Source organism: Kribbella sp. NPDC054772 (assembly GCF_053611945.1).
Genome location: NZ_JBSHBJ010000005.1, coordinates 344,002 through 367,048 on the forward strand (window position 1 = coordinate 344,002; position 23,047 = coordinate 367,048).

At 69.9% G+C, this 23,047-nt stretch carries 22 protein-coding genes; 11 read left to right on the forward strand and 11 right to left on the reverse strand.

What is annotated here, in order from left to right; all coding sequences use genetic code 11:
* Positions 1-17: 17 nt before the first annotated feature.
* The gene (locus ACWGID_RS12020; RefSeq protein ID WP_452196442.1) at positions 18-2,633 is read right to left on the reverse strand and encodes a hypothetical protein; all 2,616 of its coding nucleotides are present in this window, start codon (positions 2,631-2,633) and stop codon (positions 18-20) included.
* A gap of 179 nt (positions 2,634-2,812) precedes the next feature.
* Between ACWGID_RS12020 and ACWGID_RS12025 the strand changes: the two genes are divergently transcribed.
* From ACWGID_RS12025 to ACWGID_RS12035, 3 genes are all read left to right on the forward strand, one after another.
* Entirely contained in the window at positions 2,813-3,862 is a 1,050-nt protein-coding gene (locus ACWGID_RS12025) for a hypothetical protein (RefSeq protein WP_452196443.1), read from the forward strand.
* Between the two features lie 2 nt (positions 3,863-3,864).
* Positions 3,865-4,908, forward strand: a complete 1,044-nt coding sequence (locus tag ACWGID_RS12030; protein WP_452196444.1) for a hypothetical protein — start codon at positions 3,865-3,867, stop codon at positions 4,906-4,908.
* Positions 4,909-4,977: 69 nt separating this feature from the next.
* Positions 4,978-5,805, forward strand: a complete 828-nt coding sequence (locus ACWGID_RS12035) for a siderophore-interacting protein (protein ID WP_452196445.1) — start codon at positions 4,978-4,980, stop codon at positions 5,803-5,805.
* Between the two features lie 16 nt (positions 5,806-5,821).
* Here the strand turns inward: ACWGID_RS12035 and ACWGID_RS12040 are convergent, their stop codons facing one another.
* Genes ACWGID_RS12040 through ACWGID_RS12050 form a run of 3 tightly spaced genes read right to left on the reverse strand, consistent with a single transcriptional unit; the run spans position 5,822 to position 7,600 of the window.
* On the reverse strand, positions 5,822-6,529 hold the full coding sequence (locus ACWGID_RS12040; RefSeq protein WP_452196446.1) for a hypothetical protein: 708 nt from the start codon (positions 6,527-6,529) through the stop codon (positions 5,822-5,824).
* 48 nt (positions 6,530-6,577) lie between these two features.
* Positions 6,578-7,357, reverse strand: a complete 780-nt coding sequence (locus tag ACWGID_RS12045) for a Fic/DOC family protein (RefSeq protein ID WP_452196447.1) — start codon at positions 7,355-7,357, stop codon at positions 6,578-6,580.
* Between the two features lie 9 nt (positions 7,358-7,366).
* Positions 7,367-7,600 (reverse strand): antitoxin VbhA family protein, encoded by a 234-nt coding sequence (locus tag ACWGID_RS12050; RefSeq protein WP_452196448.1) that lies wholly within the window; start codon positions 7,598-7,600, stop codon positions 7,367-7,369.
* A gap of 44 nt (positions 7,601-7,644) precedes the next feature.
* On the opposite strand from ACWGID_RS12050, the gene ACWGID_RS12055 reads away from it, so the two are divergent.
* The 5 genes from ACWGID_RS12055 (at position 7,645) to ACWGID_RS12075 (ending at position 13,080) form a co-directional block, all read left to right on the forward strand.
* Positions 7,645-8,535: an aminoglycoside phosphotransferase family protein gene (locus ACWGID_RS12055; RefSeq protein WP_452196449.1), complete on the forward strand. Its 891-nt coding sequence runs from the start codon at positions 7,645-7,647 to the stop codon at positions 8,533-8,535.
* A 12-nt stretch (positions 8,536-8,547) separates the two neighbouring features.
* Positions 8,548-9,006: a group II truncated hemoglobin gene (locus tag ACWGID_RS12060; protein ID WP_452196450.1), complete on the forward strand. Its 459-nt coding sequence runs from the start codon at positions 8,548-8,550 to the stop codon at positions 9,004-9,006.
* 98 nt (positions 9,007-9,104) lie between these two features.
* Entirely contained in the window at positions 9,105-10,175 is a 1,071-nt protein-coding gene (locus ACWGID_RS12065) for a quaternary amine ABC transporter ATP-binding protein (RefSeq protein ID WP_452196451.1), read from the forward strand.
* The gene (locus ACWGID_RS12070) at positions 10,175-12,127 is read left to right on the forward strand and encodes an ABC transporter permease subunit (RefSeq protein WP_452196452.1); all 1,953 of its coding nucleotides are present in this window, start codon (positions 10,175-10,177) and stop codon (positions 12,125-12,127) included. The genes ACWGID_RS12065 and ACWGID_RS12070 overlap by 1 nt, the downstream gene beginning before the upstream one ends.
* Positions 12,124-13,080 (forward strand): ABC transporter substrate-binding protein, encoded by a 957-nt coding sequence (locus tag ACWGID_RS12075; RefSeq protein ID WP_452196453.1) that lies wholly within the window; start codon positions 12,124-12,126, stop codon positions 13,078-13,080. Before ACWGID_RS12070 ends, ACWGID_RS12075 begins: the two co-directional genes overlap by 4 nt.
* 24 nt (positions 13,081-13,104) lie before the next feature.
* Here ACWGID_RS12075 and ACWGID_RS12080 read toward each other — a convergent pair whose 3' ends face one another.
* Positions 13,105-15,948 carry a BTAD domain-containing putative transcriptional regulator gene (locus ACWGID_RS12080; RefSeq protein ID WP_452196454.1) on the reverse strand — a complete coding sequence of 948 codons (2,844 nt, stop codon included), beginning with the start codon at positions 15,946-15,948 and terminating at the stop codon, positions 13,105-13,107.
* 42 nt (positions 15,949-15,990) lie between these two features.
* Between ACWGID_RS12080 and ACWGID_RS12085 the strand changes: the two genes are divergently transcribed.
* Positions 15,991-16,848, forward strand: coding sequence for an NAD(P)-dependent oxidoreductase (locus ACWGID_RS12085; RefSeq protein WP_452196455.1), 858 nt, complete (start codon positions 15,991-15,993; stop codon positions 16,846-16,848).
* On the opposite strand, the gene ACWGID_RS12090 is transcribed toward ACWGID_RS12085, so the two are convergent.
* Together ACWGID_RS12090 and ACWGID_RS12095 are read right to left on the reverse strand one after the other, a co-directional pair.
* Complete coding sequence (locus ACWGID_RS12090) at positions 16,845-17,093, reverse strand: hypothetical protein (RefSeq protein WP_452196456.1); 249 nt, start codon at positions 17,091-17,093, stop codon at positions 16,845-16,847. The two genes, ACWGID_RS12085 and ACWGID_RS12090, sit on opposite strands and share 4 nt — an antisense overlap.
* Entirely contained in the window at positions 17,090-17,614 is a 525-nt protein-coding gene (locus tag ACWGID_RS12095) for an RNA polymerase sigma factor (protein WP_452196457.1), read from the reverse strand. Before ACWGID_RS12095 ends, ACWGID_RS12090 begins: the two co-directional genes overlap by 4 nt.
* Positions 17,615-17,869: 255 nt before the next feature.
* On the opposite strand from ACWGID_RS12095, the gene ACWGID_RS12100 reads away from it, so the two are divergent.
* Positions 17,870-18,466 carry a ParA family protein gene (locus ACWGID_RS12100; RefSeq protein WP_452196458.1) on the forward strand — a complete coding sequence of 199 codons (597 nt, stop codon included), beginning with the start codon at positions 17,870-17,872 and terminating at the stop codon, positions 18,464-18,466.
* A 36-nt stretch (positions 18,467-18,502) separates the two neighbouring features.
* On the opposite strand, the gene ACWGID_RS12105 is transcribed toward ACWGID_RS12100, so the two are convergent.
* The 4 genes from ACWGID_RS12105 to ACWGID_RS12120 all read right to left on the reverse strand — a co-directional run bounded on the left by ACWGID_RS12105 (position 18,503) and on the right by ACWGID_RS12120 (position 22,487).
* On the reverse strand, positions 18,503-19,645 hold the full coding sequence (locus ACWGID_RS12105) for an ROK family transcriptional regulator (RefSeq protein ID WP_452196459.1): 1,143 nt from the start codon (positions 19,643-19,645) through the stop codon (positions 18,503-18,505).
* Between the two features lie 74 nt (positions 19,646-19,719).
* Positions 19,720-20,610, reverse strand: coding sequence for an oxygenase MpaB family protein (locus ACWGID_RS12110; RefSeq protein ID WP_452196460.1), 891 nt, complete (start codon positions 20,608-20,610; stop codon positions 19,720-19,722).
* A gap of 20 nt (positions 20,611-20,630) precedes the next feature.
* Complete coding sequence (locus ACWGID_RS12115; RefSeq protein ID WP_452196461.1) at positions 20,631-21,182, reverse strand: GNAT family N-acetyltransferase; 552 nt, start codon at positions 21,180-21,182, stop codon at positions 20,631-20,633.
* A 9-nt stretch (positions 21,183-21,191) separates the two neighbouring features.
* The gene (locus ACWGID_RS12120; protein ID WP_452196462.1) at positions 21,192-22,487 is read right to left on the reverse strand and encodes an XRE family transcriptional regulator; all 1,296 of its coding nucleotides are present in this window, start codon (positions 22,485-22,487) and stop codon (positions 21,192-21,194) included.
* Between the two features lie 228 nt (positions 22,488-22,715).
* Between ACWGID_RS12120 and ACWGID_RS12125 the strand changes: the two genes are divergently transcribed.
* Entirely contained in the window at positions 22,716-22,889 is a 174-nt protein-coding gene (locus tag ACWGID_RS12125; protein ID WP_165549662.1) for a hypothetical protein, read from the forward strand.
* Positions 22,890-23,047 lie beyond the last annotated feature (158 nt).

Consider the following 23,047-nt stretch of genomic DNA (forward strand, 5'->3'; position numbering starts at 1 on the left):
CGCGGCCCTAGTGGTTCTTAGCGGTTCGCCTGGATGTCGCGTTTGCCGCCGACCGGGCCGAGGGCCGGCCGGTCCTGCGGCGGCCGCTCGCCGCCGGCGCCGAGCTGCCGCGGAGCGACCGGGTGCGCGATACCGGCCTGGGCGGCGTTGACGCCGAGCCGGGTCTGCACCCACTCCCGGAAACCCGGGTCGGCGACCCGGATCTGATGATCGGAGCGGGTCAGCAGTCCACGCGCCACGAGCTTGTTGGCGGCGCCGTCGAGGTCCCAGCGACGAGACTCCTGCTGGTCTGACTGCGCCGGGTCCGCGATCCCCTGGGCGCCGCGCGCGGCGGTCCGCACCAGCAGCTCCTTCTGGGCGGCGGTGCAGTTGTACCAGGCGGCGTCGTACAGCACGCGGGACTGGACGTTCAGCCGGCTGGTCGCGGTGGTGGCGATCTCCGCGGAGATTCCGGTGCTCGGATCGGCGATCTCGAGCGCTCCGGCGGCGAGCGTCCGGAGGCGGGTCGGGTTCCCCTCCGCGGCCGCGACCAGGTTCTCGACCGCCGCGGGCTCGTACCGGACGCCGGCCTGGTCGAGCGGACGGGTGAACGCGGCGCGCAACTGGTCGTTGGTCAGCGACGGAAGCTTCCGGACGTCGATCTTCTTGATGTCCCTGGACGCCGTGCCGGACTTCCCGCCCGATGCGGTGAGCAGCCGGGAGTACGCGTCCTCGCCGCCCGCGGCGACCAGGAACATCGGCTGCCGCATCGAGCGCAGGTGGGACGACAGGTTGACCAGCGTGACCAGGTCGTTCTCCTCGGCGGCGTCCAGGTTGTCCACCATCAGCATGATCGGCGTCCGGCTCGGCAGCGCCATCTTGCCGAGGTGCTCGCCGACCTCGTTCAGGGTCGTGCCGACGGAGTCCTTGGCGACGCCTTCCCAGGAGGCGTGGATGCCGACCTTCAGCGGCGAGAAGCCGAACCGGGACTGTGCGGTGTTCATCGTGTTCGTGGTCCGGACCGCCATCTTGTTCAGGATGTCCCGCAGCTGCTTGACCTCGGAGGCCGGGTACTTCGCCCTGAACGTGTCGAGCTGGTCGCGGATCGAGCGGATCACCCGCGCCTCCATGGACTCGCGGCGGGACGCGTTCAGCCGGATCGTGATCCAGCCGTCCTCCTCGGCCATCGCCTGGGCCCGGTCCAGCTCCTGGCTGGTGCCGATCCCGGGCGGTCCGGTGTACAGCACCGTGGTGCCGTCGGGGTCCCGCTCCTCGAGCGATGCCGGCCGGCCCTGCTCGTCGGCGCGGTCGACCGGGTGCACCAGCGCACCCGCCGCGCCGAAGACCTGGTTGACCAGTGCTCGCCCACCTGTCGGGTGCGCCGGGGCCAGTGCGGGTTCCTGCCGGGCGATAACCCGGCCGAACTCCGGGCTTCGGGCAACCGCCGGCGTCTGGCCGAGACGGTCGTTCACCCAGTCCTGGAACCCCTGGTCAGGGATCGTCACGATGCGTTCGTCGTGCTCCCGCAGCAGCCCGCGGGCGACCAGTTCCTGGCGAGCCTTGTCGATGTCCTGCCACTCACCGGCACCGGCGGCGCCGGTCACCTCCGGCATCTCCAGGCCGTTCGGGCCTTCGGCCGCCACGCGGGCCAGCAACTCCTTCTGGGCGGCGTTGGTCTCCCGCTGGCCCCATTCGGCCTCGTATCGCGCGGCCGCCCCCGCCCACACGTCGGCGATCGCCGCCCGCGCCACGTCGACGGTGATCCCCTGCTGTGGATGCCGGTACGCGAGCGCGGTCTCGCCGAGGTCCCGCAGCCAGCTCGGGTCGCCGTTGGCGGCGAACAGCAACGAGTCGACGGCAGCGTCGTCGTACCGGATGCCGGCTGCTTCCAGCGGCACGGTCAGGGACGGGCGGAGCTCCGCGTCGGACAGCGGTCCGAGCGTGCGGATGTCGAACTGGTTGGTGATCGTCGTCGCGATGCCGGACATCCGGCGGGAGGCGCGCATCAGCTCGCCGGTCGACTTCGCGCCACCGGCCGCGATCAGCCAGACCGGACGCTTGAGGTGCTCGATGTGGATCGCCAGCTCGTTCAGGCCGGCCAGGTTGAACTCGTCGGCCTTGTCGACGTTGTCGACCAGCAACAGGATCGGCTTGTCGTCGACCTCGGTCAGCTTGCCGAGCTCGTCCGCGAAGTCCTCGAGCGTGGTCCCGAGGTTGTCGTACGCCGTGGTGTCCTTCTCCTGCTTCAGGACGAGCTCGACCGGGAACACCCCGCCGAGGAAACGTCCCTCCCAGCCGACCCGGGTCTTGCGGCCGCTCCGGGTCAGGTCGCGGACCGTCCTGCTGAGCTTGCCGACCGGGCGGTCGCCGAACCGGTCCCGCAGCTCGTCCAGATTCTCCCGGACCGCCATCGTGAAGGCGTGCTCGAGCGGGAGCTTCGAGTTGGCGGGCAGCCGGATCGTGGTCCACCCCTGGCGCTGCGCCAGATCCTCCGCCCGGTCCAGCTCCGAGGTCTTGCCCATCCCCGGCGCGCCGGTGAACAGGATCGCCTTGCTCTCGGGCAGCGTCGGGCCGAGCGAGACGGGGTTGCCGAGCCGGTCCGTGCGAGGGACGAAGTACGCCGGGTGCCGTTCCGTCCCGAAGACCTGGCTCATTGCACCAGGGTGCGGACCGTAGCCGTCCCCGACACAGGCTGTGCATGACCTGGGGGTTAACAGTCGGCTCCCGCGAGTTGAATCGGCCGCCTGGCAACCGGTCTAGAGGCACCGGCCCGATCGCGCAGTCCTGGCCCGAAATCCTTGGAACGGCGCCGTCGCCCTGTCACGCTCAGTGCATGAAACTCACACGAGTGATGGCCGCGCTGGCCGCGGCGCCGGTCATGGGGCTGTTGCTCGGGGCACCCGCACAGGCCGACCCGGACCCGAACCTCACGATCACCCAGGTCACCCTCGACCGTACGTCGGTCGCGGTGTCCGGCCTGAACACCTACCCGATCAACGTGACCGTCAAGGGCGGCTACAACTCGACCGAACCCGGTGACGAGAACCTGGTGCTGAACGTCGTCCTCCAGCGCACCGGTGGCACCGGACCACGCGACGGCATCGTGTCGGCCGACCTCAAGCGCACCGGGGGCACGCTCCGCAACGGCACCTGGACCGGCCGGCTGAACGTCGCGTCGACCGCGAACGGCACGTTCAAGGTGACCGGTGTGATGACCGGCCCGTACGGCGGCCCGGACCCGGGAACGCCGGTCGACCCGACGCCGTACTCCGGTCAGACGATCACCGTGCAGGGCACCAACCTGCCGCGGATCACCGCGTCGGTGAACCCGAAGGTGGTGCCGTTCGGCAAGCCCTACTCGATCACCTGGGTGGTCACGAACACCGCCACCGGCAAGCCGTACGGCTCCCAGATCCCGATCGGCCTCGGCGTCGACACGCCCTGCGCCGAGGGCGGCAGCCCGATGTACCGGACGGGGACCAACGGCGTCATCACCAAGAACTACACGGCCGACGACGCCGGTGCGCTGAACTGCGCGCACATCATGGCCGATCCGTACTACATCGCCGGCCAGTGGTTGTTCCCGGCGCGGCCGACGGCGATCGCGGCGGTGCCGTCGAAGACCAGCGCCCGGGTCGGAACGGTTGTCCCGGTCAACGGTTCGGTCGCGCACGTGACCGGCTCGTGCGCGGTTCAGCTGCAGCGGCTGTACGGGCGGACGCAGTGGAGGACGGTCAGCACGGGCGCGGTGCGGCAGTCCGGGCGGTTCACGGTGAACGCGCAGCCGTCGTACAAGGGCCTGATTCCGTACCGCGTGTACTTCCCGGCCTGTGAGCCGTTCGTCGCGGGCGTCAGCAAGTCGTTCACCATCCAAGGGACGTGATGATGAGAACCAGCCGAGTGCTCGCCGCGGCGCTGCTCGCCGTACCGCTGGCCGCTGTCCCCGTGACGGCGCACGCCGCTCCCGATCCGGATCTGCACATCACCTCGGTAACGCTGAGTCGGAGCAGCGTCGCCGTCAGCGGACTCAACACCGCACCGGTCACCGTGACGGTCAAGGGGCAGTACGGCACCGGTTCTCCGGACGACACCAAGGGCCCGGTGAACGTGATTCTCGAACGGACCGGCGGTACCGGCCAGGAGCGGACGCTGTTGTCCACCAACCTCGCGCGGCAGACGAACGGCACCTGGAGCGGGCCGCTGCAGGTCCCGTCGACGGCGAACGGGACCTTCAAGGTCACCGGCGTACAGACCGGACCGTTCTTCCCGGGCAGCGGCACCATGACCGACCCGACGCCGTACGCCGGTCCGTCGCTCGCCGTCACCGGAACGCATCAGCCGAAGATCACCGCCTCGGTGACGCCGAAGTACGTGCCGTACGGCAAGCCGTACTCGATCAAGTGGGCGGTCACCGACGCGCAGACCGGCAAGCCCTACGGCAGCAGGGTGCGGGTGGAGCTGGGGATCGACAACACCTGCGCCGAATACATGGGTCCGGGCTACACGAACCTCACCGACACCAACGGCGTGGTGACCAAGGCCTACACGGCAGCCGACTCCAACGCGGTCAACTGTCTGCTGCTGCCCGGCAACCCGTCGTCGGTCGGGGGCCTCGGACTCGTCGTACTGCGGCCGCTGATCAAGCCCACCGTCAGCGCAGTCCCGTCGAGGACCAGTGCGCCTGTCGGGACGATCGTCCCGGTCAACGGTTCGGTGCACACCGTGCGCGCCGGCTGTGAGGTGTTCCTCCAGCGGCTGTACGGCGCTTCCGCCTGGCGCACCGTCAGCATGGGAGCGGTCCGGTCGTCCGGGCGCTACACGCTGAATGCGCAACCGGCGTACAAGGGCTCGATCCCGTACCGCGCCTACGTCCCGGCCTGCGCCTCGATCGCCTCGGCCAGCAAGGCGTTCTCCATCCGTGGAACCTGAGCCCTTGGGGCGGGTGGGTTAGTCTACTTAGGTAGACCTTACTTATCCGCCCGAGAGGACCGTGGTCGCGTGACCAGCCCCGCACCCCGCCGTAACCGCGTCTGCAAGCGCGCCGTCGTCCGCCGGACCGAGCGGATCACCCCGCACATGATCCGGGTGGTGCTCACCTCCGACGACTTCGCCGACAACGGCTGCACCGACCACTACGTGAAGCTGCTGTTCTGCAAGGACGGCGTCGAGTACCCCGAGCCCCTGGACATGGGCGTGGTCCGGGAGACGTACCCGGCCGAGCAGTGGCCGACGATGCGGACCTACACCGTGCGCAGCTGGGACGAGGCCACGCGCGAGCTCACGATCGACTTCGTCCACCACGGTGACGAGGGGATCGCCGGTCCGTGGGCGGCGTCCGCGCAGCCGGGTGACGTGCTCTGGTTCAACGGTCCGGGTGGCGCGTACAAGCCGGAGGAGACGGCCGACTGGCATCTGCTCGTCGGCGACGAGAGCGCGCTGCCGGCGATCGGCGCCGCGGTCGAGCAACTCCCGGCGGGCGCTCGGGCGACGGTCCTGCTCGAGGTGGCGGACGAGACCGAGCAGCAGAAATTCAGTGGCTCCGGCGAGGTCGACCTCCGCTGGTTCCACCGCGATGCCGCAGCAGGTGGTCGCGGTGACGCGCTGGTCGCGGCCGTTGAGGCGCTCGAGTTTCCGGCCGGCACCCCGCAGGTCTTCGTGCACGGTGAGGCCGGTTTCGTGTTCCGGATCCGCAAGAACCTCTTCCAGGAGCGCGGCCTGGCCCGCGAGCAGGTCTCGCTGTCCGGCTACTGGCGCCTCGGCAAGAACGAGGACGGCTGGCAGGCCGAGAAGGCCGACACCGCCCGCAAGGAGCGCGAGGCGTCCTAGTCCCCCGGCGTCTGGTCTAGTCCCCGCGGCGTTCGGTGAGGACGTCGATCAGGGTGCCGGCCTGGTTGGTCGGCAGCACCCAGTCGTCACCGTTCGCCTGCAGGATGACTGCCGGACCCGCGCTGCCGATCGCCTGCGTCACCGCGATCGGGAACTTCAGGCGCTCCGAGCCCGACAGCGAGAACTCGTACGTGCCCGTGATCCCGCTCAGCGGATAGGTGCGGAGCTGGTGCTCCGAGCGCGGGACCGGGTGCGACTGGATGGTCACCGAGTCGGCGTCGACCAGCACTGCGGCGAGCGGGATCCCGCGCAGCCGGAACACCAGCTCGTACGGCGTACTCGCCAGCTCGGGGATGAACGGGACGAGCAGCGCGCGGTCGGCCGCGCGGGCCAGCGCGAGCCCCGCGACGATCCCGATGATCAGACCGGGCAGCGCGAGCACAGCCGGCCACCAGACCCCGACCGCCAACGGGAACAGCGTCACCATCAGGCCGGTCAGACCGCCGAACACCGCGGCCACCGGCAGCCACCACCGCGGCTGGTACCGATGCCGGCGCCACAGAACGAACCCGAGCACCAGCATCACCACCGGCACGACACAGCCGATCCACGCCGCCGGTGACCCGGTCGCCGCGATCAGCGCCACGACCACCAACAGCAGCGCCGGAATCCCGACGTACATCCCGGCCACGATCCGCTGAACCCGCCGATGCCTGCTCTCCACGGCAAGACCCAAGCACACATCCCGCGAACCACCTACTGTGCCCGGGCCTCAGCCCCGCCCGCTCTCCGGTCCGGGGCGCTTCCGGCTCGAGCCCGGGCGAGTGCTGCCGGCCGTGCCCTTCGACTGGGTGGTCCGGAACGAGGCCTCGACCGGATCGATCCCCGCCACGCGCCGGACCTCCTTCAGTTCGTCCGGGACCAGGGTTCTGGTCGGCCCGCCCGGGCGCGGCTCGGCGATGAACCTGAAGACCGGCACCATCTCGTCCGGCACCGGCTTGTACTGGCCGAGATCCGGATCGGTCAGCATCGACCGCTGGTTCCACACGTCGGGCGGCACCTTGGTGAAGTCGAGCTGGTACGGCGACAGCTCGGAGACGTGCTGCATGAACACCTTGGCCGCGCGACCGTTGCCCTCCCGGTGCGGATGCGCCTGGTTCACGTAGGCGTGGACCTCCGCCGCCTTCGCCGCGAACTCGTCGAGGTCCATCGACGCCCAGTCGGCGGACTCGATCAGCTTGGTGGCGTCCGCCAGGTAGCGGTCGATCTGGTTCAACGGCGCGAAGCCGCCCGGGCCGCTCTTGGTCAGCGGGACCGTCCGGGTCTGGCCGGCCCAGTCGTAAACGTCCTGGAAGAGGTGCGCGTGGATCGCGTACACGTGTCGCGCGTCGTACGTGCGCGGTACGTCGGCCTCGCCGGACTCCAGCTCCCGCTGGCGGTCCAGCACCGCCGCGTACTCCAGGTCCTTCAGCGTGTCCTTGTCACGTTCGCCGAACTTGTTCTGCAGCGTGTCGTGGTGGGGCGGTGCGTAGGCGTACGGGTCCTGCGCCACGTGGCCGCCTCAGCTCTCGTTGCCGGCGCGGCGGCGGGCGGTCTCGTGGGCCCGGCGCAGGTACTCGTCCTTGTCGATGCGGCCGAGCGCGCGGTCGGTGAGGTTCGCGACGTCCTCGCGGTTCGGCTCCCAGCCCTCGTGCCAGGCATTCGCGAGCGACTGCAGAACAGCACGTCGCTGCACGTCGTCGAGAGGGGCGAACAGCTCGGGCCAGCGTTCCTCGACGTCCAGCTGATCAGCCACTGCAGACCCCTTCCTGAACTCCGGAACTGCCTACTCTATCGAGCATGATCGAGATTCCCGCGAAGCTGATTCGGAACCATCGGGAGAAGGCGTCCGACTGGTTGGACGGGTTGCCGGCGGCCGTCGATCGGTACGTCGGCGAGTGGGATCTGACCGTTGACGGCGAGCCGCTGAGCGGTGAGGCCTCGCTGATCCTGCCCGTCGTACGGCGGGACGGCGCGAAGGCGATGCTGAAGCTGCAGACGGTCAACGACGAGAGCGAGAGTGAGGCGCTCGCGCTGCGGACCTGGAGCAAGGACGACGTCGTCGAGGTGTACGAGGACGACCCCGCGACCTCGACCCTGCTGCTCGAGCGGCTCGCACCGCGGACGCTGGACGACCACCCCGATCCCGTCGAGGCGACCCGGATTCTCGCCGAGCTCCTGACCCACCTGAGCGCCGTACCCGCGCCGTCCGGCGTCCGCCGTCTCTCGGACATCGCGGCCGGGATGATCGAGGACGCGCCCCGCCTGATCCCCCGCCTCGCCGACCCGGCCGAGCAGCAGTTGGTACGGCGCTTCGTCGCGCAGGTCGGCGAGGTGTTGCCGGAGTCCGGCGACCGCCTGCTGCACTGGGACCTGCACTACCTGAACGTGATGGCCGCCGAGCGGCGCCCGTGGCTGGTGATCGACCCGAAGCCGCTCGCCGGAGACCCGGCGTTCGAGATCTTCCCGGTGCTGTGGAACCGCTGGGACGATCTCGTCGCGACCGGCGACGTGGCGCAGGCGATCCGCGACCGGTTCGCTCTGATGCTCGAGGTGACCGGTATCGAGCGGGACCGGGCGCTGGCCTGGACGGCGGGCCGGATCCTGCAGAACGTGCTCTGGTTCACCGAGGACGGCGACACCCGGATCGAAGACGAGCTTGCGGCGGTCACGGATGCCCTGTTCGTGTGATTACATAATTACGTGACGACCCCGACGTTGTACGAGTGGGCCGGCGGGCACGACGCCCTGCGCCGGCTGACCGAGGTGTTCTACGACAAGGTGCTCGAGGACCCGATCCTCGCACCGGTCTTCGCGCACATGAGCGACCAGCATCGCGAGCACGTGGCGATCTGGCTCGGCGAGGTGTTCCGCGGCCACAGCCGGTACACCGACGAGCTCGGCGGCTACCCGGCGATGCTGTCCCACCACCTCAACCTCGGGCTCACCGAGGAGCAGCGGTCCCGGTGGGCCGCGCTGATCGCACAGAGCGCCGACCCGGCCGGTCTCCCCGACGATCCGGAGTTCCGGTCGGCGTTCGTCGCGTACGTCGAGTGGGGCACCCGGATCGCGCTCGCGAACTCGCAGCCCGGCGCGACGCCGCCGCCGAAGGCTCCGGTTCCGCACTGGGGTTGGGGCGAGGCGCCGCCGTACCAGCCCTGACTCCAGCCCTACTCCAGCCCTGACACGCCGGGGGCCTGCCGGTTGGGTACAGTCGCGGTTCACGTTGTGTCCGCCGGCGGGGATGCGAGGGTTTACCTGTGACCGCTCAGCTCGAATACCCCGACGTCGAGGACTCCGATGCGCTGCTGTCCGTGCAGGGGCTGTGGAAGGTGTTCGGCCCGAAGGCGCAGCGGGTGCCGCACCGGCCCGACCTCGCCGCGCTCGACCGGGCGGCGCTGCACGCGAAGACCGGATGTACGGCGGCCGTTCGCGACTTGAGCTTCGACGTCGCCCCCGGCGAGGTGTTCGTCGTCATGGGCCTGTCCGGCTCGGGCAAGTCGACGCTGGTCCGGTGCCTGACCCGGCTGATCGAGCCGACCGCGGGCCGGATGATGTTCGAGGGCGAGGACCTGCGCGCGGCCGACGAGAAGCGGCTGCGCGCGTTGCGGCGGAGCAAGTTCTCGATGGTCTTCCAGCACTTCGGGCTGCTGCCGCACCGCAAGGTGATCGACAACGTCTCCTACGGTCTGGAGATCCGCGGCGAGAGCAAGCCCGAGCGTCGCCGGCGCGCGCAGGAGGTCATCGACCTGGTCGGGCTGGCCGGCAACGAGCAGTTCTACCCCGAGCAGCTCTCCGGCGGCATGCAGCAGCGGGTCGGCCTGGCGCGGGCGCTGGCGAACGATCCCGACGTACTGCTGTTCGACGAGCCGTTCTCCGCGCTCGATCCGCTGATCCGGCGGGAGATGCAGACCGAGGTGGTGCGGTTGCATCGCGAGGTCGGCAAGACGATGGTGTTCGTCACCCACGACCTGTCCGAGGCGCTCAAGCTGGGCGACCGGATCCTGCTGATGCGCGACGGCGAAGCGGTCCAGCTCGGGACCGGCGACGAATTGGTCGGTGCGCCGGCCGACGACTACGTGCGCGACTTCGTCCGCGACATCCCGCGGGCCGACGTACTCACGCTGCGCTGGATCGTCCGTGACGCGCGGCCGGACGAGCCGCTGGACGGGCCGGAGCTCGGCCCGGACGTGCTGGTCCGCGACGCCACCCGGCTCGTGCTCGAGTCCGACCGGCCGGTGAAGGTCGTGGACGGCGGCACGCTGCTCGGGGTGATCTGCGACGAGGAGATCCTCGGCGTCGTCGCGCCGACGGAAAACACCCGAGCCTGATGGCCGCGATCACCAGCAACGCGGCCGTCGAGGTCCGGCGGCCCCGGCGCGGCATCGTCGTCGGCGTACTGCTCGTCGTCTGGGTGGCGGCGTACTTCGTCCTGCGCGGGATCGACACGCTCGCTCTCGGCGGCCAGGAGACGACCGGTCCGCACCGTTGGCTGACCGAGCACCGCGACGACGTCGGCCTGGGCAATGCGGTCTTCGACGCGATCCGGATCGCCGTCGGTCACATCGTCGTGTTCCTGCAGGATCTGATCTCGCAGCCGTCGTTCGACCGGCCGGTGCCGGTGATCGGGTGGCTCGGTGTGGTCGCGCTGGCGGCGTACTGCGCGTGGGCGTTCGGGAACTGGAAGGTCGCCGTACTGACCGCGCTCGGGCTCGGGTTCGTCGGGCTGCAGGGGTTGTGGCAGCAGAGCATGGACACGCTCGCGCTGACGATCGCGGCGGTGCTGCTGTCGTTGCTGGTCGCGATCCCGCTGGGGATCTGGGCGGGGTTGTCGAACCGGGCGTTCCGGGTGGCGACGCTGGTGCTCGACCTGATGCAGACGTTGCCGACGTTCGTCTATCTCGCGCCGTTGACGTTGTTCTTCGCGATCGGGCCGGCCGCGGCGACGATCGCGACGCTGATCTACGCGGCGCCGCCGGCGGTCCGGTTGACCGCGCACGCGCTGCGTTCGGTGCCGCCGGAGAGTGTCGAGGCGGCGCGCTCGCTCGGCTCGACGCGTGGGCAGACGCTCACCAAGGTGCTGCTGCCGATGTCCCGGTCGACCGTTGTCGTCGGCATCAACCAGACGATCATGGCGGCGCTGTCGATGGTCACGGTCGCCGCGCTGATCGACGCGCCAGGCCTCGGTCAAACGGTGCTGAAGGCGCTGCAGACCCTGGACGTCGGCGTCGCGTTCAACGCCGGCCTCGCGATCGTGGTGCTCGCGATCGTCCTCGACCGGGTGACGACGGCGGCCGGCGACCGGCCGTGGCGGATCGCGAGTATGCGCCGGAAGGTTCTGCTCGGTGCCGGCGCGGTCGGGGTGCTGGTCGCGATCTGGTTCTCGCGGACCTACGTGTGGGCGGCCGAGTTCCCGTCGGACGTCAACGTGGGCCCACGGATCGCTTCGGTGGCGACCGACGTGACCAACTGGGTCCAGGACGTCTTCGGCGGGTTCACGTACGGCGTGCGGGACGTGGTGACCGAGGCGTTGCTGAACCCGCTCGAGGCTCTGCTGACCGGTTCGCCGTGGTGGCTCGTGAGCGTGGTCGTCGTCGCGCTTGCCGCCGTACTCGGAGGCTGGCGCGGGGCCGCTCCGGCCGCGGTGTGCTTGGTGCTGCTGGTGGCCACCGGGGTGTGGCACGACAGCATGGTCACGCTGGCGTCGACGCTGCTCGCGACGGTCGTGGTGGTCGCGGTCGGGCTCGCGCTCGGCGTGTGGGCCGGCCGGAACCGGCGGGTCGACACCTGGATCCGGCCGGTGCTGGATGCCGGTCAGACGATGCCCCCGTTCGTGTACCTGGTGCCGTTCCTGGCCCTGTTCGGGAGCAGCCGGTTCACCGCGATCGCGGCGGCCGTCGTGTTCGCCGTACCGGTGACCACGAAGATCGTTGCCGACGGCATCAAGGCGGTGCCGGTCGCGACCGTCGAGGCGGCGAACTCGGTCGGGTCGAGCAGCTGGCAGGTGATCAGCAAGGTGCAGCTGCCGGTGGCCCGGCGGGCGATCACGCTCGCGGTCAACCAGGGCCTGATCTACGTGCTCTCGATGGTCGTCGTCGGCGGGCTGGTCGGCGCCGGCGCGCTCGGGTACGACGTCGCCGCGGGTTTCGCGCAGAGCGAGTTGTACGGCAAGGGGCTGGCCGCCGGGCTGGCGATCGTGCTGCTGGGTGTCCTGCTCGACCGGGTGACGCAGGCGGCGGCACGCCGTACCCAGACGTTCGACAACAGAGGAGACAAGCGGTGAAGAAACTCCGGTACGCCGGTGTGCTGACGGCCGTCGCGCTCGCGCTGGCGGGTTGTGGTGGGCAGAAGATCGCCGACGACAAACCGGCCGCCGGGGGGAAGGACTGCGGTTCGTTCAACCTGACCGTCAGCCCGTGGGTCGGGTACGAGGCGAACGCGGCCGTGGTGTCCTACGTGGCCACCAAGGAGCTCGGCTGCAAGGTGGTGAAGAAGAACCTCAAGGAGGAGATCGCCTGGCAGGGCTTCAGCACCGGCGAGGTCGACGTGAACCTGGAGAACTGGGGCCACGAGGACCTGAAGAAGAAGTACATCACCGACTCTCACGTCGCGGTCGAGGCCGGATCCACCGGGGTCAAGGGCGTGATCGGGTGGTACGTGCCGCCGTGGATGGCGCAGGCGCACCCGGACATCACCGACTGGAAGAACCTGAACAAGTACGCCGGGTTGTTCAAGACGTCGGAGTCCGCGGGCAAGGGGCAGTTGCTCGACGGCGACCCGTCGTACGTGACGAACGACGAGGCGCTGGTGAAGAACCTGGCGCTGAACTACAAGGTCGTGCAGAGCGGCAGCGAGACCGCGCTGATCCAGGCGTTCCGCGACGCCGAGAAGAACAAGCGCCCGCTGCTCGCCTACTTCTACGAGCCGCAGTGGTTCTTCAACGAGGTCAAGCTGGTGAAGATCAACCTGCCCGCGTACAAGGCCGGCTGCGACACCGATCCCGCCAAGATCGCCTGCGACTACCCGCCGTACGACCTGGACAAGATCGTCTCGAAGAAGTTCGCCGACTCCGGCAGCCCGGCGTACGACCTGGTGAAGAACTTCAAGTGGACCAACGAGGACCAGAACACGGTCGCCCGGATGATCGCGGTCGACAAGCTGACCCCGGACCAGGCCGCCGAGAAGTGGGTCAAGGACAACCAGTCGAAGGTCGACGCCTGGCTGGGCAAGAACTGACATGATCCCGGGATTCCTGCTGGTTCAGGATTCTCGCGTCGATCGTGGAGCCCGGGTAGTCAGGGCTCGGGCGGTAATCCTCTCCACGTCGAAACGCTCGCCAGGCGGCAGCGGTACGCCGACCTGTTGACGGAGCGCCGCCGCTTCGGCGAGCAGCTCGAGGGCGCGGCCGGGATCCTCGGCCGCGCCGGCCAGCCCTTCGAGCGCCAGCGCGACCGCCCGCCGGTCGCCGATCTGCCGCGCGAACCCGAGACCGCGTTCGTGCAGCTCCTGCGCCGCCGCGAAGTCGCCGCGCTGTTCGGCGACGAACCCGAGCTGGTTGTGAATGAACCCGATCCCCGGCGTGCCGTCGACCTGTTGCAGCCAGCCGAGCCACCGGGTGAAGTGCCGTTCGGCGTCGTCGAGTCGGCCCTGGTGGCGCGCGGACAGTCCGAGGCCGACCTCGGCGTACTCCTCGGCGGACTTGTTCGACTGCTCGATCGCGAGCCGGCGGGCCTGCTCGTGCAGCTCGTCGGCACGCTCATAGTCGCCAGTCAGCAAAGCGATCCGGCCGAGCCCTGCGGTGCGGAACGAGACCTCTGTCCACAGGCCGAGGTCCCGCGCCTTCCGGATCGCATCCTCCAGGTACGCCGCCGCCGTCGGGTAGTCGCCGCTGATCTCGGCAGCCACGATCAGCGTGTACGTCGCCTGTAAACGGCCCCAGTCGTCGTCCAGCTCGTCGAACAGCTCCAGACTGCGCCGGCTGTCGCACCGCATGGCCTCCAGGTCGGCGTGCACGATGTTGAGCTGTGCGCGGGTGCTGAGCGCCGCTGCCAGACCCCAGCGGTCGTCCCGCTCGGTGAAGGCGGCGATCGCCCGGTCGATGCGGTCTGTCGTGACCACTGGGTCGCCGTACGCCCAGCGGGTCATGGTGATGAACCAGAGCGCGTGCGGGTCGTCCCCGACCGCCTCCAGAGCCTGGTCGCCCGCTGCGTCGACATCGGTGCCCTGGGCATCGGTCGCCGTCATGCCGGCCAGCCATACCGCGGCCTGGGCGCGCAGTGCGGTCGCCTGGTCGGGCAGGTCGAGTGCGGCAACGAGGGTACGTCGGGCCTCGCCGTAGCGACCGCGCAGGTACCAGTACCAGGCAAGCGCGACGGCAAGCTCCAGCGACGGTGCGAGGACGCGGAAGTTCGCCGCCTCCAGATCGAGCCGCTGCAGCCAGACGCGCTGGGCAGGTCCGTGCAGGTCGGCCCGCTGAGCGAGTGCCAGGTAGTAGGTGGCGTGCTGCTGCCGCAGAGCCGTCTCTTCATCGGCCTCGACCAGCTTCTCCAGGCTGTAGGCCGCCACGGACTCCAGCAGGTGGTAGCGACCGGCTGCCGCGACGACGAGGGACTTGTCCACAAGTGCCAGGAGGAGGTGGTCCGGCAGCTCGCTCACCTCGGCGGCGGCCTCCAGAGAGAACGTGCCGGCGTGTACTGCGAGCCGACGGAGCATCTGGCGCTCGTCGTCGGCCAGCAGGTCCCAGCTCCAGTCGATGGTGGCCCGGAGTGTGCGCTGGCGTTCCGGACCGGCCCTGCCGCCGGACAGCAACCGGAAGCGGTCGTCCAGACGCTCCGCGAGCCCCTGTACGCCGAGGGCGCGGACGCGGGTCGCTGCGAGCTCCAGTGCGAGCGGCATGCCGTCGAGCCGCTCGCAGATCGCGGTCACGTCGTCGGTGACCCCTGACCGGGCCATGAACAGCTCAGCTGCGGCCTCGGTCGTCAGAGGCGGTACGTCGAGCACTCGTTCGCCGGGCACGCCGAGGGGCTCGCGGCTGGTCGCGAGCACGCGGAGTCCGGGTGCCGCTGCGAGCAACCGGCGTACCAGATCGGCCAGGTGCAGGTGCTCGCAGTTGTCCAGGATGAGCAGGAGCTCCCGGGAGCTGAGTGAATCGAGCAGCCGAGGGAGGAGGTCGGCCGACTCGTCGCGCAGATCCACGGCGGTCGCCAACGCGTCCAGTACGTCGCCCTGACGCAGCGGCGCGAGTTCTACTAGGCGCGCGTCGACCATGCCACGGCCGAGCTCGATCGCGAGCCGCGTCTTTCCGACGCCACCGGGGCCGACCAGGGTGAGAAGCCGGTTGCTGCCGAGTTCCTGCTGCGCAGCGGCCAGTGTGTCCGCCCGCCCGATCAGCTCGTTGAGAGGCGCCGGCAACTGCGGCGAGCGCAGCAGGGACGGGTCGTGGCGGAGGATCGCCTGGTGCAGGTCGGTCAGAGCCGGTCCGGGGTCCGCGCCGAGCTCCTCGGCCAACGCTGCGCGCAATTCGGCGTACACACGGAGCGCCTCGTGCTGCTGCCCCGCGCGATAGAGCGCCTTGAGGTGTATCGCGTGCAGCCGCTCGTCCAGTGGGCGCTGCTGGATGAGCCCGGTGGTCTGCTCCAGTACGTCGTCGCTCTGCTCGAGCACGCTCAGGTACAGGTCCTCGAGGTGCTCGCGTGGCGCTCGCGCGAACGCATGGTCGCGGACGTCGGCGTACGGCTGACCGCGCCAGAGCCCGAGTGCCTCCGGCAGACGACCGGCCCGTACGTGTCCCTCGAAGATGTTGCTGTCGACAACCTCCGTGTCCAGCAGGTAGCCGGCCGGACCGTGCTGGACGAGCGCCCGTGCGCCGGGCTCCGCGCGATCGAGCGCCGACCGCAGCTGCGAGACGCGGGCCTGCAGCGTGCCGGTGGCGTTCCGCGGTGGCCGAGCACCCCACAGGTCGTCGATCAGCCGGTCCGCGCTGACCGGTCGACCGAGGTTCGCCAGCAGGTCCAGGAGCAGGACGCGGACCTTGGTGTCGGGTACGGCGACCGGTACGCCGGTGTCCGTCCGCACGAGCAGCGGACCGAGCACCCCGAAGTACATACCCGTAGTAAACCCGTAGCGCGGTCGCCGAGCATCGGCCGCATGAGTTCACGAGAAGCAGTGACAGTGATCGGGCTCGGCTCGATGGGGTCGACGATGGCCCGAACGTTCGTCGCGGCCGGGCACCCGACCACCGTCTGGAACCGGACGCCGGGCAAGGCGGACGGGTTGGGCGCGGCGCCGGCAGCGACCGCGGCCGAGGCGGTGGCGGCCAGTGAGGTGGTGGTGATCAGTCAGGTCGACTACACCGCGATGTACGAGTCGCTGGACGCGGCAGACCTGCGAGGGCGGGTGCTGGTCAATCTGAGTTCGGACAGCCCGGAGCGGCTGCGGGAAGCGACCGAGTGGGTGGCCGAGCGCGGCGGAACACTGGTGACCGGAGGCATCATGGTGCCGCCGCCGGGCATCGGGAAGCCCGGTTCGTACGTGTTCTACGCCGGACCTGCGCAGGTCTTGGACGCGCACCGGGCGACACTCGAGGTGCTCGGCCGCGCCGACCACGTCGGCACCGACCCCGGGCTGGCGATGCTCTACTACCAGGCCATGCTGAACATCTTCTGGACCACGCTGATCAGCTACTTCTACTCCGCCTCCCTGGTCGGAAGTGCCGAGCAGCTCCGTCCGTACGCCGCGACCATGCTGACCGACCTGGCCCAGGAGGGCCCGATGGGATTCCTCCGGATCCTGACCGCCGAGCTCGATGCCGGTGAGTACCCGGGCGGTGAGAACAACCTCCACATGCAGGCCGTCGGCTCGGAGCACGTCGTCCAGGCGTTCACCGACGCAGGCCTCGACGTGACCCTGCCGGGTGCGGTGGCCGCGCTCTTCGCCCGCGCCGATGTGGCCGGGTACGGCGGCAACGGCCTCAGCGCCCTGGCCGAGATGGTCCGGAAGCCTTAGGCGACCGCGGTCAGCTTGCACTGACCGTCGGTGCACTCCCGCTGCAGCCTGCCGCGGGACACGGTCTCGATCAGGCCGACCACCCAGCAGGTCGGGCAGCCGCGGAAGGCGACCAGTGCGACCGGGAGGAGCAGGAGGCTGAGCGGGCCGATCACCGGGATCAGGGCGAACGCGGCGACCAGACTGCCGAAGCCCAGGACGCCGCGGACGAGGTGACGGGGCAACGAGGTACTGGCGAAGGTCATGACGGGGCTCCGAGGGTTTCGCGCACTGTGGCGCGGGCGCGGTGCAGGCGGGACTTCATGGCGGGGACGGTGAGGCCGAGGGCGTTCGCGACCATCCGGCCGGAGTAGCCCTGGACGTCGCGGAGTACCAGGACTGCTCGTTGGTCGGCGGGGAGGGCGGCGATGGCTGCGGCTACTGCCTGCGCTTCGAGTTGGCGGAGTACCTCGTGCTCGGCGGACGGGGCGGTGGCGCCAGGGTCGACTGGCGGAGCGTGGAGGACCGCGCGGGCGCGGCGGAGGCATTCGTTGCGGATGATGCGGAACATCCAGGACGACAGCGCGCTGGTCGCGCGGAGCATCCCGACCTTGCGGTACAGGATGATCAGCGCTTCCTGCGCGGCGTCCTCGGCGTCCTCCGGTGTGGCGCAGAGGGTGTGCGCGAACCGGCGTACCGTCGGATGGGCGTCGGCGACGAGCGTGGTGAGGGCTTCGGTGTCGCCGTGCTGGGCGGCGCGGACCAGGTGCTCGTCGAGGTCAGCCACGGTTCCGCCGGCTCAGGACGACGACGCTGCAGGTGCCGAGCAGCAGGACCGCGACGGCCGCGGCGACGATGATCCAGGTCATGGTGTGCTCCTTCGTCGGGTGCGATTCAGGAGTAAGAGGCGCCGGCCGGCCGAAAGGATTCGGGCTGAAGCGGGCTTGAGCTTGTACACACGGGCCAGGGGCAACTATCACGATGCGAACGAGCAACGCCGACGACACGCCGGAAACCTGCCGAAACCGGGTAGGTTCGATTCATGATCATCGTGACAGCTGCACTGAAGGGCGGGGTCGGTAAGACAACCACGTCGGTGTACTTGGCCGCGCTGGCATCTTCCAACCGTCGCACATCCACCCTGATCGACGCGGATCCGCAAGGCAGCGCCGCGGACTGGATCGCCGACTCCGAGGACGGCCAACTGGGACGGATCGAGATCGCGGAGGCGCCGACCGAGCGCCTGCTGACCAAGGCGCTGGACAAGGTCCCGCCAGAGGGGATCGGCATCGTCGACATGCCCCCGTCGCACGAGCGGCTGCTGAACAAGGCGCTCGAACGGGCCCGGATCGTGATCATCCCGACCCGTGTCGGCGGCGTCGAGACACCCCGGGTGAAGGCGGTCCTCGAGCTGGTCCCGGACGGCGTACCGGCCGGCCTGGTGATCTGCTCGGCACGCACCTACACCCGCTCGTACCAGGACGCCATGCAGCAGTACGCGAGCGACAACATCCCGGTCTGGGGCACGATCCCGGAGCGGGTCTCGATCACCGCCGGCCCGACCGGCCCCCTCGCCACCGACGGCCTCGACTCCTACAAGAAGGTCTGGCGCAAGATCCTCGCCGCCGCCCGCAGCTGACCTGTCCGCCTCCAACCGCACCGGTTGGGGGCGGCCTCAGCGCTGCAGGGGTGGTTCGCCGCGGACGTACGAGCGGATCACCGTCGCGGCGGCGCCGCGGGCCCAGTCGTCGAAGGTGTGCGAGCGGAGCATCAGCCGGCAGTCCCCGGCCGCGCCGAACGCGTGCTCCGCGAACGTCCGCCGCATCCGCTGCTCGTAGAGGTCGTACTCCGCGACGCCCTCGCCCGCGATCACGACCAGCTCGGGGCCGACCAGGTTCACCATCGCGGCCAGCGCCGCGCCGATCACCTCGCCGGCCCGGTCGAACGCCTCGCGGGCCTGTTCGTTCCCGTCATGGGCGAGCCGCACCGCACCGGCCAGGTCCAGTTCCGCCAGCCCGGTCGTCTCCCGGATCCGAGCCAGGATCGCGTCCGACGACGCCACCGTCTCCACGCAACCACGCCGGCCGCAGGTGCAGACCAGGTCGCCCGGCGCCAGCGGGAGGTGGCCGAGTTCGCCCGAGACGCCGTACGCGCCGGACACCACTTCGCCGTTGATGTAGAGCCCGCAGCCGATGCCGGAGCCGATCGTCACCACCGCGAACGAGTCCGCGTCCACGCCGACCCCGAACCAGTGCTCGGCCACCGTCAGCGCGCGGACGTCGTTCGACACCACGATCGGTACGCGGACGCGCTTGCCCAGCAGCTCGGCGACCGGCACGCCACGCCAACCCATCAGCGGCGAGTCGCGGACGACACCGTTCGTCGCGTCGACGTCACCGGACACCGCGATCCCGATCCCGGCCAGCGGACCCGCCACCGCCGTACCGGACTTGAGGGCGGTGATCAGCGCCTTCACGTGGTCGGCGAGGCGCTCGATCACCACGTCCGGATCGGTGTCGTCCAGCTCGTCGTGCCGGACGTTGAGGATCCCAGCGGTGAAGTCGGTGGTCACTCCGATCAGGCTCGTCGGCGTCACCTTCACGCCGATCACCGAGACACTGCTCGGTACGACGGTCAGCGGGCTCACCGGACGCCCGATCCCGAGCTCGGCCTCGGGCGGCGCCGCGGCCTGGTCGGTGACGAACCCGGTCTCGATCAGCGGCGCGACCGCCTTCGTGACCGCCGCCTGTGACAGCCCGGTCCGGCGCGCGATCTCCACCCGCGGGATCGGGCCCTGGGTCAGAATCCTGGTCAGCACCTCGACTCCCGCCGGCGTAGCCAGTGGGAGTGGACGATGAGGACGCAGCGGCACGAGAACAACCTACCGGCGCGTCATGCCTCCGCGCCGGTTTCTGACAGTGTTGGCGACGCGAGAGCCCAGCGAATGGTCCTGGTGAGGCCCTCACCGGCCGCTCTGACGACGGTCTGCTCGGCCAGCGGGAGGTAGGGGAGTCGTAGCGGCAGTCTGGTCCACCACGGGAGCAGTCCGACCGCGGCAGCCGTCAGTACGCCGTACGCGGGCCGGACTGCCCACGGCACGGGCGGATGCACCAGCATGAACCGGGCGGCCTGCCGAGCTTCCGTCGTACCGCGGAGCTCGGGTTGGTACTGCCTGAGGAGCTGGTGCAGCTCGGCGACCGTGGTCGGTGGGTCGATCACGCCGAGCTTGCGGGCGACGAGCGCGGCGTCCTCGACGTACAGGTCCTGTTCCTCGGCGGTGAGCGGGTGCGCGCCGTACCGCTGGTGGGCGGCCAGGAAGCTGTCCACCTCGGCCACGTGCACCCACTTGAGCAGATGCGGGTCGGAGGCCCGGTACTTCACCCTGTCCGGGCTGGTGCCGCGGACCCGGTCGTGCACGGACCTGACATGCGCGATCGCCTCCTCGGCGTCCGGAATCGCGCCGTACGTCGTGATCGCGAGGAAGTAACTGGTCCGGCGCAAACGCCCCCAGGGGTCACCGCGGTAGCCGGAGTGCGCCGCGACCGCGGCCATCGCGAGCGGGTGCAGCGACTGGAGCAGCAGCGCCCGCAGTCCGCCGGCGAACATCGACGCGTCGGCGTGCACCCGCCGGATCGGGCGGTCCGGTGCGAACCAGCGCGGCCCGGGGGTGTTGTGCACGCGGTCGCGCTCCGCATGCGGGTCCGGACCCGCGACCTTGGTCAGGATCATCCGCGCCAGGCCGTCGCGCAGCGGGTTCAGCTGGGCGGAGAAGGTGGCAGCCATACGACCAGTCTCCCCACCGCTCAACCCTGCGCGCGGTCGCCTGGGGAGTATTCGTCCTCGAGCAGCGAGTAGAGCAGCGAGTCACGCCAGCCGCCGTTGGTGAAGACGTGGTCGCGGAGATGTCCCTCGTAGCTGAAACCGAGATGCTTCACGACCGCGATCGAGGCTTCGTTCTCCGGGCCGATCGCGGCGGTCACCCGGTGTCGGCCGAGGGTGTCGAAGGCGAACCGCAACAGTGCCCGGGCCGCGTCCGTGGCATAGCCGCGGCCCCAGTGATCGGCGCCGATCGCGTACCCGAGCTTCGCGGCCCAGGGCCCGCTCGGCGCGATCCGGGCGAACCCGATCACGTGGTCGTCGTCCGGCCGGGTGACCGCGAGCATGTAGTCCGGGCGGTCCTCCCGGGCCGCCCGCTGCACGATGCCGGACAACATCGCCTCGGCCTTCGCCCGGTCATAGCTGTCGAAGGCCATCCAGTCGGTGACCCGGTCGTCGCCGGCGATCGCGAGGTAGTCGTCGAGATCAGAGGTCCGGAATTCTCGCAGTGTGGTGCGTTCGCCGCTGAGCGGGTCCATTCACGCAGGCTATCGGGGATAGGTCTGCATCGGCGTCCGGGTGAAGGTCTCGATCTCCTCCTGGAGCTCACGGGCGTCGTCCGCGCGACCGGACTGCCGCAGCGCCTGGTGGACCCGGCGGGCCGAGTGCACCACGCCGTTGATCCGGCGCTCGGTCGGCAGCGTCAGCACCGGGGCCAGCGCGTCCGCCGCGCCGTCCAGCTCACCGCTCGCGATCCGGGTGATCGCCATCGCGGCGTGGCTGCCTGCGGCGTCGCCGAAGGCCCACTCCGGGTGGCTCTGGTCGGTGTACGCGTCGACAGCCTGGCTCGAGTACCGGTGCGCCTGGTCGACCTCACCCGGCAGCCACGCGAGCGCGTCAGCGGCGTAGTACAGCTGGCGGTTGCGGCCGAAGGTGCACAGACCGCCCATGTCGTCCAGGTCGTCGTTGCGGACCGAGTTCCACGCCTCCTCGGCGCGCTCGAGCGCGGCCCGGGTGGCCTCCGGGTTGCCGAGCGCGGCCCAGGCGCGGGCCTCGCTGACCGGCAGCCAGACGCTAGTGGTGCTGTTGGCCTGCTCGGCGTACCCGGCGCCGAGCTGCGCGTACCGCACCGAGTCGTGCGGGTTGCCGGCCCAGTACGAGACCAGCGACTGCAGACCGCGCACCCAGGCCCGCAGGCCGTGGTGGTCGGCGTTGTCGGCACACAGGAACGCCGTCCGCGCCTGGGTCAGCGCGGCGTGCGGGTTACCGAGGTCGTGGGAGGCCTTGGCGAGCAGTCCGCCGGTGACACCGGCCAGGAAGTACAGCTGCCGGTGGTGCTCCGGGCGCTGCCGGCTCTCCAGCAGGGCGAACACCAGGTCCTGGGTCTCGACCAGCTGACCGAGGATCTCCGGCAGTGGGCGCTGCGGGTACGCCGTCGCGGCGTGGCGTACGTCGTCGTACACCTGTTCCATGGCCTCGCTTCCGAGACCGGACTGGGCCGCAAGGGCGAATGCCCTGGCTCGGCTGGCAGCCATGTCGAGAACCTCCATCTCATTACCTGTCGTGATCCGTCCACTCGCGGCAGGTGCCGGCACCACCTGGGCGGCCTGCTCGGCGACATACGGTGCGAAGAGCTCTTCGACCGGCTTGCCGAACATGCGTTGCAGGGTGCGCCGGGTCTGTGGAGTGGTCCCCGCCCGCTCGCCCGATGCGAGCCGACGGAGATGCCGCTCGGTGATGGTTCCACCCAGCTCGACGAACTCGGCGACGATCTCGGAGTAGGTCTGGTTCCGGCGCTGGATCAGGTGCGCCAGGACCGTCTTTGGCGCGTACCTACTCGCCATCGTTCCTCCCGTTCACGTCAGTCAGACGTTGTCTCGACTTGTGCCCCACGACAAGGTGCTGTCCCCCAGATGTCCGCCAGAGGACCTGAAGAGGTCCGGCAAAGGTCCGGTCCAGGTCCTAGAGCGGTCACGTTGGGCTCGTGCACCATTACTGCCATGACAACCAGTAAGTCCAACTGGTTGCAAGGCCTGAGAGTTACGGGGTGAGAGGTTGTGACCATCGCGGAAATGACGTCGAGACAGCACCGGCGCAGAGTCCGGGTCTGGTTCGGCGAGCACGTGATCGCGCAGTACGTCGCGGAGGCGCCGCTGGCAGCCCGCTACGAACAGGCGATGCGGCGACGTTTCGCCGGTCTCAAGGTCACCAACGACCTGCTCGGCCCGCTCGACAGCACGGACTGAAACACCGACTCTTCCGGGTCCCTCCTCAGACCCGGTGAGCTGCACCCTGGAGTCTCCTCACGTTCAGGGGCAGTTTTGGAAGGTTCGGGACCCTCCTCAGTCCCGGACAAACCGAGGTGCGGTCCGGAGCACTCCTCAGCTCCGGCACGCGCCGCCCA

Excerpts from the sequence above, each read along its gene's own strand:
- ACWGID_RS12020 (WP_452196442.1), bottom strand. The coding sequence starts at position 2,633 with ATGAGCCAGGTCTTCGGGACGGAACGGCACCCGGCGTACTTCGTCCCT.
- ACWGID_RS12025 (WP_452196443.1), top strand. The coding sequence starts at position 2,813 with ATGAAACTCACACGAGTGATGGCCGCGCTGGCCGCGGCGCCGGTCATG.
- ACWGID_RS12030 (WP_452196444.1), top strand. The coding sequence starts at position 3,865 with ATGAGAACCAGCCGAGTGCTCGCCGCGGCGCTGCTCGCCGTACCGCTG.
- ACWGID_RS12055 (WP_452196449.1), top strand. The coding sequence starts at position 7,645 with ATGATCGAGATTCCCGCGAAGCTGATTCGGAACCATCGGGAGAAGGCG.
- ACWGID_RS12070 (WP_452196452.1), top strand. The coding sequence starts at position 10,175 with ATGGCCGCGATCACCAGCAACGCGGCCGTCGAGGTCCGGCGGCCCCGG.
- ACWGID_RS12080 (WP_452196454.1), bottom strand. The coding sequence starts at position 15,948 with ATGTACTTCGGGGTGCTCGGTCCGCTGCTCGTGCGGACGGACACCGGC.
- ACWGID_RS12085 (WP_452196455.1), top strand. The coding sequence starts at position 15,991 with ATGAGTTCACGAGAAGCAGTGACAGTGATCGGGCTCGGCTCGATGGGG.
- ACWGID_RS12090 (WP_452196456.1), bottom strand. The coding sequence starts at position 17,093 with ATGACCTTCGCCAGTACCTCGTTGCCCCGTCACCTCGTCCGCGGCGTC.
- ACWGID_RS12100 (WP_452196458.1), top strand. The coding sequence starts at position 17,870 with ATGATCATCGTGACAGCTGCACTGAAGGGCGGGGTCGGTAAGACAACC.
- ACWGID_RS12110 (WP_452196460.1), bottom strand. The coding sequence starts at position 20,610 with ATGGCTGCCACCTTCTCCGCCCAGCTGAACCCGCTGCGCGACGGCCTG.
- ACWGID_RS12115 (WP_452196461.1), bottom strand. The coding sequence starts at position 21,182 with ATGGACCCGCTCAGCGGCGAACGCACCACACTGCGAGAATTCCGGACC.
- ACWGID_RS12120 (WP_452196462.1), bottom strand. The coding sequence starts at position 22,487 with ATGGCGAGTAGGTACGCGCCAAAGACGGTCCTGGCGCACCTGATCCAG.
- ACWGID_RS12125 (WP_165549662.1), top strand. The coding sequence starts at position 22,716 with ATGACGTCGAGACAGCACCGGCGCAGAGTCCGGGTCTGGTTCGGCGAG.